This window comes from Polaribacter sargassicola, assembly GCF_021991835.1.
Classification (GTDB): domain Bacteria; phylum Bacteroidota; class Bacteroidia; order Flavobacteriales; family Flavobacteriaceae; genus Polaribacter; species Polaribacter sargassicola.
The window spans coordinates 1-329 of sequence record NZ_JAHDAU010000115.1; the positions used below are offsets into that span (position 1 = coordinate 1).

1 protein-coding gene is annotated in these 329 nt (G+C 70.2%); it reads right to left on the reverse strand.

What is annotated here, in order from left to right; genetic code table 11:
• On the reverse strand, window positions 1-329 hold a 329-nt coding region (locus KI686_RS17130), incomplete at both ends, for a FadR/GntR family transcriptional regulator (RefSeq protein WP_237590339.1).

Genomic DNA, 329 nt, shown 5'->3' on the forward strand with positions numbered 1-329 from the left:
GGGCGATCGCCTCGGCGATGGCCAGGTGCTCGGAAAGCGTGCGCTCCACCGCGCCCTGCTCCGTCAGCCCGCGCCAGACGCGGGCGCGGATCGTCTGGCTGCTGAGTCCGTCGATCAGGCTCGCCAGGTAGTCGTTGCCGGCCAGTCGCACGATGGAGCTGTGGAAGCGGATGTCATGCGCGACGAGATCGTCGATGCTGACGGCATCCGCGTCGACGGAGCCGATCTCGTCCAGCAGGCCCTGCGCCTGCTCCTCGCTGGCGTTGCCGGCGGCGAGGCCGGTGGCCTGCGATTCCAGCATCCGCCGCACTGCGAACAGCTCGAGCAGC